Origin of the sequence: Nonomuraea roseola, from assembly GCF_039535395.1 — a bacterium.
Lineage (GTDB): Bacteria > Actinomycetota > Actinomycetes > Streptosporangiales > Streptosporangiaceae > Nonomuraea > Nonomuraea roseola.
In genome coordinates this window covers 3,320,620-3,330,391 of the sequence record NZ_BAAAXC010000015.1, presented here as the reverse complement: position 1 = coordinate 3,330,391, position 9,772 = coordinate 3,320,620, and the positions used below count along the sequence as shown (strand labels likewise).

8 protein-coding genes and 1 pseudogene are annotated in these 9,772 nt (G+C 69.7%); 6 read left to right on the top strand and 3 right to left on the bottom strand.

All coding sequences use genetic code 11. The features are described from left to right. Window positions 1-47: 47 nt before the first annotated feature. Window positions 48-1,580: a glycosyltransferase gene (locus tag ABFX55_RS39240; protein ID WP_346128283.1), complete on the top strand. Its 1,533-nt coding sequence runs from the start codon at window positions 48-50 to the stop codon at window positions 1,578-1,580. A 176-nt stretch (window positions 1,581-1,756) separates the two neighbouring features. On the opposite strand, the pseudogene ABFX55_RS50060 reads toward ABFX55_RS39240, so the two are convergent. Continuing rightward, a pseudogene (locus ABFX55_RS50060) lies at window positions 1,757-1,990 on the bottom strand (glycosyl hydrolase); the annotation flags it as partial. A 618-nt stretch (window positions 1,991-2,608) separates the two neighbouring features. Here ABFX55_RS50060 and ABFX55_RS39235 point away from each other — a divergent pair. The 3 genes from ABFX55_RS39235 (at window position 2,609) to ABFX55_RS39225 (ending at window position 6,413) form a co-directional block, all read left to right on the top strand. Next, entirely contained in the window at window positions 2,609-3,793 is a 1,185-nt protein-coding gene (locus ABFX55_RS39235; protein ID WP_346128282.1) for a carboxylate--amine ligase, read from the top strand. Between the two features lie 53 nt (window positions 3,794-3,846). Beyond that, complete coding sequence (locus tag ABFX55_RS39230; RefSeq protein ID WP_346128280.1) at window positions 3,847-5,016, top strand: NAD(P)-binding domain-containing protein; 1,170 nt, start codon at window positions 3,847-3,849, stop codon at window positions 5,014-5,016. A gap of 92 nt (window positions 5,017-5,108) precedes the next feature. Next, window positions 5,109-6,413 (top strand): GEVED domain-containing protein, encoded by a 1,305-nt coding sequence (locus ABFX55_RS39225; protein WP_346128278.1) that lies wholly within the window; start codon window positions 5,109-5,111, stop codon window positions 6,411-6,413. 67 nt (window positions 6,414-6,480) lie between these two features. Here the strand turns inward: ABFX55_RS39225 and ABFX55_RS39220 are convergent, their stop codons facing one another. Then, complete coding sequence (locus tag ABFX55_RS39220; protein WP_346128276.1) at window positions 6,481-7,155, bottom strand: oxygen-binding di-iron domain-containing protein; 675 nt, start codon at window positions 7,153-7,155, stop codon at window positions 6,481-6,483. Between the two features lie 270 nt (window positions 7,156-7,425). On the opposite strand from ABFX55_RS39220, the gene ABFX55_RS39215 reads away from it, so the two are divergent. Continuing rightward, on the top strand, window positions 7,426-8,190 hold the full coding sequence (locus ABFX55_RS39215; RefSeq protein WP_346128274.1) for a hypothetical protein: 765 nt from the start codon (window positions 7,426-7,428) through the stop codon (window positions 8,188-8,190). A gap of 35 nt (window positions 8,191-8,225) precedes the next feature. Here the strand turns inward: ABFX55_RS39215 and ABFX55_RS39210 are convergent, their stop codons facing one another. Then, a complete protein-coding gene (locus ABFX55_RS39210; RefSeq protein ID WP_346128273.1) occupies window positions 8,226-9,041 on the bottom strand; it encodes a helix-turn-helix domain-containing protein in 816 nt (271 codons plus the stop codon). Window positions 9,042-9,187: 146 nt separating this feature from the next. Here ABFX55_RS39210 and ABFX55_RS39205 point away from each other — a divergent pair, with 146 nt between their 5' ends. Continuing rightward, a complete protein-coding gene (locus tag ABFX55_RS39205) occupies window positions 9,188-9,592 on the top strand; it encodes a hypothetical protein (RefSeq protein ID WP_346128271.1) in 405 nt (134 codons plus the stop codon). Window positions 9,593-9,772 lie beyond the last annotated feature (180 nt).

Genomic DNA, 9,772 nt, shown 5'->3' with positions numbered 1-9,772 from the left:
GGGCGCGCCGCCCGGCGGGCGCGGTGGGAGCACCGCGAGTCCTGCACGTGACACAGCCCGTGGACGGCGGCGTCGGCGCCTACGTGGCGGCCGCGGCGGCCGACCAGGTACGGCGAGGCTGGCACGTCGCGGTCGCCTGCCCCAGCGAGGGGCGGCTGCGCCCCCACCTGGCCGAGCTGGGCGTCCCGTGGCTCGACTGGCGGGCAGGACGCTCGCCGGGCCCCGCCGACCTCGCCGCGGGGCTGAGGCTCGGGAGGCTGCTGCGTGACTTCGCCCCCGACGCCGTCCACCTGCACTCCGCCAAGGCGGGCCTGGTGGGCAGGGCCGTCATCCGCGGCAGGGTCCCCACGCTGTTCCAGCCGCACGGCTGGTCGTGGCTGGCCGCACGCGGGCCCGTCGCCGCGATGGCGCTGGCGTGGGAGAGGGCGGCGGCCCGCTGGGCCGGCGTACTCGTGTGCGTGGGCGAGGGCGAGACGGCGACCGCCCTGCGGCACGACGTGCGGGGAAACCTCGTCATCGTGCGCAACGGAGTCGACCTCAGACGGTTCAGGCCCGCGGGACCGCAGGAGCGGGCCGCGGCGCGGGCGCGTCACGGCGTCCCGGAGTTCGCGCCGCTGGCCGTCTGCGTGGGCAGGGTCACCAGGCAGAAGGGCCAGGACCTGCTGCTGTCCGCGTGGGAGCTGGTCACGAAGGACTGCCAGGCGGCGAGGCTGGTGATCGTCGGCGACGGCGACCTGCTCGAAGGGCTGCGCTCGCAGGCGGGGCCCGGCGTTCACTTCGCCGGGCCCGTGGCCGATCCTCGATCCTGGTACGCCGCCGCGGACGTGGTGGTCCTGCCCTCGCGCTGGGAAGGTTTGCCGCTGACCGCCCTGGAGGCCTTGGCCACGGGGCGGGCGCTGGTCGCCTCCGACGTGCCTGGCCTGGCGGAGGTGGTCGGCGACAGGGTGGGCGCCGCCGTACCCGCTGAGGATGTCGAGGCGCTCGCCGGGGCTCTGCTGCTCAGGCTCGCGCAGCCGGAGCTCGCCGCCGCCGAGGGACGCGCCGGCGCGCTGCTCGCCTTGGCGTACGACGACCGCGTGGTGTTCGACGCGCTCGCCGAGCACACCCTCGGGCTCCTTGGCTCGGCCTGTGGAACCGGGTTCGGCACCAGCACCGCGCCCACGGCCACGGTCCCGGCGGGACGTTCCGAAGGCGTGGGCACCGGCGTGGCCGGCGTTCCGGGCGAGGGCGTCGGCGTCGCGGCGATCAGCACGGACGGTGCGGGTGTCTCGGATGCCGTCGGTGTGGCGGTCGCGGAAACCCCGGCGGCCGGCGTGGCGGTGGTCGGGGTGACGGGGCTCGGCGTGGTCGAGCCGGAGGTGCCCGGGCTGGATGTGGCCGAGATGGATGAGAGCGGGCTGGAGGTGGCCGAGATGGATGTGGCCGAGCCGGAGGTGACCGGGGTGGGCGTGCCCGGGGTGGGTGTGACCTCCGCCGGTGTGACGGTGGGCGTGGCCGAGGGAGTGGGCCTCAGCATCGTGCGGAAGACCGCCGACGAGCGCGGGTTCATCGAGCACTGCCAGACACCGTGCGAGCAGTAGTCGGAGATCGAGTGATACACCACGTCGTGCTTGGCGATCCAGTTCAGCATCCTGCGCACGTAGTCGGGGCGGTCGCCGTAGCGGAAGAGCCCCCATTCGGGGAAGGAGATCGGCTTGCCGTGCGCCTTCGCGAAGTCGGCCTGCGCCCGCAGCCCGTACGGCTGCTTGACGTAGTCGGAGAACTCCTCCCCCGGGGCCTGGTCGTAGCTGTCCATCCCGATGATGTCGACCACGTCGTCGCCCGGATAGCACTTGGTCCAGGGGATCGCGTCGCGTCCGCGGCTGGGCGCGAAGTCGAAGCGGAAGTTCTGTCCCGGCACGGAGCGCATGGTCGTGACAATGCGCCGCCAGTAGTTCTTCCACGCCTTGGGATTGGGCGCGCAACGGCTCGAGTAGGTGGTGCCGTTCATCTCCCAGCCGAGCACGATGATGGTGTCGGCCGCCTTCGCGGACACCAGTTTCTGCGCCAGCCGCTCGAAGAAGGGGTCGAAGGCGCCATGGGCCCCCGCGGTCAGCAACACGGAGACCGTACTGTCAGGCATCTCAGCCTCGTTCGGCGCGATCATGGGCACGTTCAGCGCCAGGATCCGGCCAGGTTCGGCGGCGCGCCAGGTGGTCCATGGTTCGAGAATGAAGCCGGGCCCCTGAAAGGCCGACCAGTTCTCACCGGGCAGATACGTACGGCCGACCGTCACCTCCGTGCCGAGCCACTCCTCGAAATAGGGCAGGCGTTTGGTGCCTCGCGCGTCGGAGGCCAGAAAGACGCCGAGCGCGGCGCTTTTCTTGGGCTCCGTCCTTGGCGTCGCACCGTTCACGCCGGTGCTTGTGGCAAGCCACGCGATCGCCGCCGATCCGGCGACTGCTGCGAAAAGCCAGCGAAAGTGTTCCTTTTGGGCTGTCATGGCAAACGTCCCTACACGTTGTCTCTAGTCTCACCCTATATACCCCACTCGCCGACTTGCCGAATATTCACCACGCGAGTTGGCAGTGAATGTCCTGCATAAGGCATAAGGAATGAGGTGGAGAATATGCTGGATTCGACGGTGCCCGCGCTGGTTCTGCGGCTCGACGACAACATCTTTCATCATGGGACACTCGGCGCAATTCGCTCGCTGGGAAGAGCGGGCGTCGAGGTGCACGGGCTTATCGAGGGCAGGCACGCGCCTGTCTCCCGGTCGAAGTACCTGGCGCACATGTACACCTGGCCGAAAGGCAGGAGCTTCGTCGAGACGCTGACCGCGGTGGCCGAAAGGATAGGTCGCAGGGCGGTGCTGATCACGATGGACGACGCGGGCGCCATCGCCGTCGCCGAGCACGCGGCCGCGTTGCGCCCGTTCTTCCTGCTGCCCGACCAGGCGCCCGCGCTGCCGCGCGCACTGGCGGACAAGGCGGGGCTCGCCGACGTGTGCGCGTCCCTCGGCATCGCCCAGCCCGAGACCCGCGTCGTCGCCACCGAGCAGGAGGTCGGGTCGGCGGTCGCAGCCCTCGGGCTTCCCCTCGTGGCCAAGTGGGCCCAGCCGTGGCTGCTCCCCCCGGCAGCGGGACTGCGCAACACCAGCGTGATCCACAGGCCGGAGCAGGCCGTCAGCCTGCTCGGCAGAGGCGGCGACAGCGACCTGCTCCTACAGCGTTTCGTGCAGGGAGGGGCGAAGTCCGACTGGTTCTTCCACGGCTACTACGACCAGGACTCGACATGCCTGTTCGGTGGCACGGGGCGCAAGGAGCGCGCCTATCCGCCGGGTGCGGGCCTGACGACGTACGGCTGTTCGGTGCCCAACCCCGCCATCGAGAAAGCGGCCAACACGATGGCCGCGGCGCTCGGCTACCGCGGCGTTCTCGATCTGGACTTCCGCTACGACGCGGCGCGCGACGCCTACTGCCTGCTGGACTTCAACCCCAGACTGGGCGCGCAGTTCCGGCTGTTCAGCGACGACCGCGGCCTCGACCTGGTGCGAACCATGCACCTGCACCTGTCGGGGAGGTGGAGGACCGCCGCCCGCCCGGTCTACGGGCGCACCTTTCTGGTGGAGAACTACGACGTTTTCCCCGCGTTTCGGATCGGGCGCGAACGCACCTGCGCCGGATGGCTGCGCGCGATACGGCAGGCGGACGAGCTCGCGTGGCTCTCGGCGGACGATTACTGGCCATTCGTGGCAATGACCGGACAGACGATAAAGCGTGGCTTTACTCGCCTCAAGAGCCGCCGGAAATAGGCTTTTGTCGCTCACGAACGGGAGGAGACGTTTTGCAGACGCCGGTGATAGACGTGGCAATTGTGGGCGCGGGTCCCTACGGGCTTTCCGTTGCCGCCCATGCGCTGGACGCCGGGCTCGACGCGCAGGTGTTCGGCCGTCCCATGCAGGCGTGGGAGCAGCACATGCCACGGGGTATGTTGCTGAAGTCCGAGCCCCAGGCCTCCCACCTCGGTGACCCCGATCGGCGATACGGGCTCGACGCCTACCGCCAGTACTCCTACGGCGAGCCCGTCCCCGTGGAGACCTTCGTCGCCTACGGCAGGTGGTTCAGCGCGCAGACGGTCAAGAAGGCGCTCGACGAGTCCACGGTGACCACCGTGGGATCCGAGGGCGGACTGTTCGCCGTCACCCTCTCGTCGGGTGACTCCGTGCTGGCCAGGACCGTCGTGCTGGCGGTCGGCTTCCTGCCGTTCGCCCACAGGCCCGCCGCGCTGGCCGGGCTGCCGCCCGAGGTGTCGTCGCACGCCAGCGACCACCACGACCTGTCGGCCTTCGCAGGCAGGGACGTGACCGTCGTGGGAGCGGGTCAGTCCGCGCTCGAGACCGCGACGCTACTGAAGGAGGCGGGGGCCATGGTCCGGGTCGTCGCCAGGTGCAAGGCGCTGGCCTGGAACGACACGCCCGTCGAGAACCGATCGATGCTCGACCGCATGCTGGCGCCCGGCTCGGGTCTCGGCACCGGCTGGCGCTCGTGGGTGTGGTCGGAGCTGCCGGGAGCCGTCCGCTACCTGCCGAGGGCGGCCAGGAGGCACATCGTGCGCAACACGCTCGGGCCGGCCGGGTCCTGGTGGCTGAGGGAGCGGTTCGAGGGGGCCGTCCCCGTGACGCTGGGCGCGAAACTGGCGGGCGCCGAGCACCGCGACACCGTGCGCCTGCGCCTGCGCGACGCGGCGGGCGAGGTCAGCACGATCGAGACCGAGCACGTCATCGCCGCCACCGGCTACAAGGTGGACCTCGGCAGGATCGGCGTCCTCGACCCGGACCTGCGCCGCGGGATCCGCAGCGAGGGCCCGACCCCACGGCTGACGAGGACCTACGAAAGCCCGATCAGCGGTCTTTATGTGGTCGGACTCGCTTCGGCCGCCACTTTCGGACCCGCCATGCGTTTCGTGCACGGCGCCGACTTCGCCGCGAGAAGGGTGACCCGCGGCCTACTGGGACAGGTGCGTAAATCAGCTTGAGCAGCGAGTTTTCCATGCCTTTGACCGTGTCCAGCGGAACAGAACTCCCGGTGGTGACGGAAGACAAGCCAAACGGTTTCTCGGGAGCGAAAATGTATGTTCGTAAAGTCCTCACCGGCGTGGCTGCGGCCCTCGTCGGGATGGCGGGAATCGTTCCCATGGCGTATGCGGACGGGCCTCAGACCTTCACGAACTCGGCGACGGAGGCCCATGGCAGCACCGCTTCGGGGGTGAAGGTCACCGTGAGGAAGGCGCCGGTCGGCAGCACCAAGGTGGTCTGGGCCCAGGTCGCCCCCGCGGACCCCGCGGCGCTCGACGACGAGTTCCTCATCCCGGCGAACGCCAAGGCGGGAGCCGGCATCCTCGACCTCTACGAGGAGTTCGACGTCAACCCGAACGGGTGGAGCGACGTCGTCGCCCTGACGTTCACCTTCTCGAGGCCGGTGCGCGACCCGCGCCTGCACGTGTACGGCACGGGCGGCGTGGTGACCGAGGGCACCGAGCGGGACGACTACTGGGCAGGCCTGCGCCTGATGGGCGGGACGCCGTCCACACCGACCTTCAGCAAGGTGGCGGGGTTCCCCGGCTACCGGGTCACGGACGACACCATCGTGCCCGAGCGGTTCACCAGGACGAGGACCACGACCTGCGGAGTGGTGTACACCTGCGGCACCGTCCAGGTGAACGGCACCCTGCGCTCGTTCACCGTCATGCTGCGCGCTCGTGACGTCCGCTACCGCGACGACGCGGGCCGCCCGCAGATGTGGGGCGCCTTCAAGCTGTCCCTCTACGAGGACGCCTCCGACGCGCCCGCCACCTACGGCGCCGCGTCGCACATCCTCACCGACACCTACCTCGGTGACGGCGTGACGGCCGACCACACCACCAGCGACAGCGTCACTCCTCGCGCGCTGAGTCAGGGGACCGACACCGACGACGCCATCGCGGCGGGCGGGCCTCCGCCGCTGGCGGGCAACGCCAGGACGTACACGCTGGCCGTCCCCGTGGGCGGACCTTCGGAGGCGGCGCTGGCGGGCTGGATCGACTTCGACCGCAACGGCAAGTTCGACGCGGGCGAGCGGGCACAGGCTTCGGCTGAGGCGGGGAGCACGACGAGGGAGCTAACCTGGAACGTTCCAAGGAACGTCAGGCAGGGTGCCACATGGCTGAGGCTGCGCACGGCCGCGACCGCCGACGACGTGGCACGGCCGACCGGTTGGGCCGACAGCGGTGAGGTCGAGGACCACCAGATCACACTCGCCGAGCGGGTCGCCGCGACGCCCATGGAGCGACCGGTGAGGGCGGAAAGGTCCGACAAGTGGGATAACCGGGACAGGCGCAACAGGCGGGAGAGGGTGGACCACCACGCGTTCAGGCAGTACCTGAACCTCTGGTAACCCACCGTTTCTCGGAGGCCACCGCCGGTGACACACCGGCGGTGGCCTTTTCCGTTCCGCCCGCGACCTAGACGGACGGCGTGACGGGGCCGTGGAGGCGGACGCCCTCGGCGGCGAGCCGCTCCTCGTAGGCGCCCGCGAGGTCGCGCAACGCCGCCCCGCCGTCCCCACGGTAGGCGGGTCCGTGCATGAGGCACAGCGCGCTCGGTTCCAGGTCGGCCAGCGCGCGCATGGTGGGGCCGGTTCCCGGGGTCAGGCACGTCGCGCCGAAGGTGTCCTCGGCGGCCAGGGCAGGGCTGACGATCTCCACGTCGGTGACCGCAGGGGACTCCCCCATCGAGGTGAACAGGTCACCGCAGAGCAGGGTGCCCGTGGTCTCCTCGAAGAACAGGCCGGCGTCCCAGCCGTGCGGCACGTGCGGGGTCTCGATCCGCCGCATCCGCTTGCCGCCCAGGTCCATGACCTCGCCGTCTGCCAGCGGCCTGGGTGGCCGGTCCGCGAGGTCGTTGACGGACACCAGACAGCCCAAGGCGCCGTGCGCGATCTGCGCGTGGGGCGCGGCGGCGAGCCAGGAGTTCATCGATCCGCACTCGTCGGCCTCGAGGTGCCCGAAGGTGACCCAGCGCAGCCGCTCGACCGGCATCACGCGCTCCACCGCCGCCGACACCAGTGGGAACAGCCCCCGCAGTCCGGTGTGGAAGAGCAGCGGTTCTTCCGCGTCGACGAGATATTGGTTGAACATGATCCCGGCGTCAGGGATGAAGGTTGACAACCGGTATATACCTGGCGCGACTTCCGCCACGGTGGTGTCCATCCTGTTGCTCCCCTCGGAGCGATTCCCCGTCCTTTTATCGTCTCACGGCAGGTCAAGAGGCCTTTCGTCATCGCATATCGGCGAGATTTCCCATGAATCCGAACCTTTGCGGCATTTGACGCGTCACACCCTGGCAACAGCCCTGTGACTCCTGAGCTTGGAGAGAACAACGTGGTGCTAGGACGCACACTCATAGCGGTGGCCGTGACACTGACCGCCGCGTTCAGCGTGGAAGGGGCGGCGGCGAAAGTCGCCAGGCCCGCCGCGAAGGCGCCCGCCCCCTCCGTCGCCGTACCCGCCGTTACCGGGGTGCCTGCCGGCGAGAGGTCGGTGAAAGCCGAAGAGGACGCCGAGTGCGTCCGCGTCAAGGGCGCGACGGCCTGTGTGGGCCCTGACGAGAGCGACAGGCCCGGCGTCACGATCGAGGACACCAAGAACGACAGGCTCCACCCCGCGGTGGAGTACTACCTGAACGGTTACCTCGGCACGAAGTACGTCATCCACAACCTCGGGCGCGAGGGCGAGATCAAGGGAAGCAGGGAGATCGGCAAGAGCGTCACGTTCAGGGCGGCCGTGTACAACGGCAGCCGGCTGATCAAGGTCAGCAGGTGGAAGACGGTCCGCGACGTCACCAAGTACCCCGTCAAGAGGGACACCCACGTGACCCCGGCCGCCGCCCAGGCCAGGTCGAAGGTCTGCACCTCGACGAAGGGCGCCGCCAGCGTGTGCTTCGGCGGGAAGAACACCTTCGTGTTCGCGTGTGACACGGGCGCTGACACGCATCAGGCGCGGGCGGAGTACTTCGTGGACGGCGACCCTTCGGCGCGCTTCGAGATCCAGCAGTTGGCCGGGTCGAACACGTGCGGCAAGGCCGAGCACGGTGATCTCCGCGTGAGCATGTACCGCGCCTCGGTCTTCGACGGCGAGGACGAGGTCGCCACCAGGCTGTACAGGTACAACTAGGTCCGTCCCTTCCCGGCCGGACCTGCGGGACGACGCTAGGAGGACCACTCCCCCAGGGCGTGAAGCGCCTTGGTGCTGAACTCGTCGAGCGGATAGAACAGCTCGATCGCCAGCTCCGACAGCGTCACATCGGCCGGTGCGCCGAAGGTGGCCATGGTGCTGAACATCGACAGCTCTCCGTAGGGGGTGCGGATCCTCAACGGCACCTGGATCGGGCTCGGCCCGTGCTCCCCCTCGCCGGTCCCCTCCGTCTCCCCGTCCATGGGTGCGGGATACCGGCGCACCTCCTCGTAGAGCGAGCGCAGCGCCTTGTCTCCCGTGGCGTTGACCTGACGCAGCAGTCGCTGGAGGAAGAGCGTACGGACTTCGCCCAGGTTGGCCAGCCGGGAGGCCAGGCCGTCCGGGTGCAGGGCCAGCCGGAACACGTTCGGCCGCGGCTCCAGGAGGTGCGGCGGTATGCCGTCCATGAGGACGGCCATGGCCCTGTTCCCCGCCAGCACGTTCCACAGGCGGTCGACCAGGACGGCGGGGTACGGCTCGTGCGCGGTCAGCATCGTGTCGATCGCGGCCCTGATCGAGGACATGTACTCCTCGTCGAGCCCGCTCTCCCTGTAGGCGGGCGCGTACTCCGCGGCCAGGAGCAGGGTGTTGCGCTCGCGCAACGGGACGTCCAGCGCCTCCGACAGGCGCAGCACCATCGCACGGCTCGGCTGCGCGCGGCCCGTCTCGACGTACGACAGATGCCGCGCGGAGGTGTCGGCCAGGTTGGCGAGATCGAGCTGGCTGAGCCTGCGGCGCTGCCGCCACTCGCGCAGCAGGACGCCGACCCTGGATGGCTGCTCCACTTTCATGCCCCGGAGGATACGACCCGCTCCGATTCCCTCCACCATGACCTCCGACGTCATTGAGTCGATGACCTCGCCGGTGAAAGGTTCTGTGACCAGGGCCGGTACGGCTCGCCCACCGACTGACTCGCCCACCGACTGAGGAGACCGGGATGACGGCTGACACTTTCCTGCGCACGACCCTGCGGATCGACGGCTGGAGCACGGCCGCCTTCGGCGTGGTCATGCTCGTGGCGAGCACGGCGCTCAGCGAGCCGCTCGGGCTGCCGACCGCCTGGTCCATCCCGTTCGGGGTCGCCATGCTGGGTGGGGCGGCCGCCCTGGGCCTCATCGCCGGATACCCGCAGATCCCGGCGCGCTATGCGACCTTCGTCGTCGTGGGCAACGCGGTGTCGGGTGCGGCGCTCGTGCTGCTCGCCTTCACCGACGTCATCCCGCTCACCGGCCTGGGAATCGCCTTCCTGCTGGTGGGCGCGCTGGTGGTCGCGATCTACGCGACGATGGAGTTCATCGGCCTGCGACGCATGACCACCGCCACCCCGCGACAGCCCGCCTGAACCCGCCGTTCGTCCGGTCCAGTGGTCCGCCGGGGTAGCGGCCGTGTTCGGCGGATCTCCACGATGGCGCCTACCTGCCGTCCGTCGGAACGGTCGCCGGAGAACGGACCGGTGGTGCCGTCAGGGGCACCATCGCGGCGGCGATCCCGACGCGCGGAGGCCTTCAGGTCCAGGCCAGGG

What these genes read in the sequence shown, in the direction of transcription:
- ABFX55_RS39235 (WP_346128282.1), top strand. Translation starts at nt 2,609, where the DNA reads ATGCTGGATTCGACGGTGCCCGCGCTGGTTCTGCGGCTCGACGACAAC.
- ABFX55_RS39225 (WP_346128278.1), top strand. Translation starts at nt 5,109, where the DNA reads ATGTATGTTCGTAAAGTCCTCACCGGCGTGGCTGCGGCCCTCGTCGGG.
- ABFX55_RS39220 (WP_346128276.1), bottom strand. Translation starts at nt 7,155, where the DNA reads ATGTTCAACCAATATCTCGTCGACGCGGAAGAACCGCTGCTCTTCCAC.
- ABFX55_RS39210 (WP_346128273.1), bottom strand. Translation starts at nt 9,041, where the DNA reads ATGAAAGTGGAGCAGCCATCCAGGGTCGGCGTCCTGCTGCGCGAGTGG.
- ABFX55_RS39205 (WP_346128271.1), top strand. Translation starts at nt 9,188, where the DNA reads ATGACGGCTGACACTTTCCTGCGCACGACCCTGCGGATCGACGGCTGG.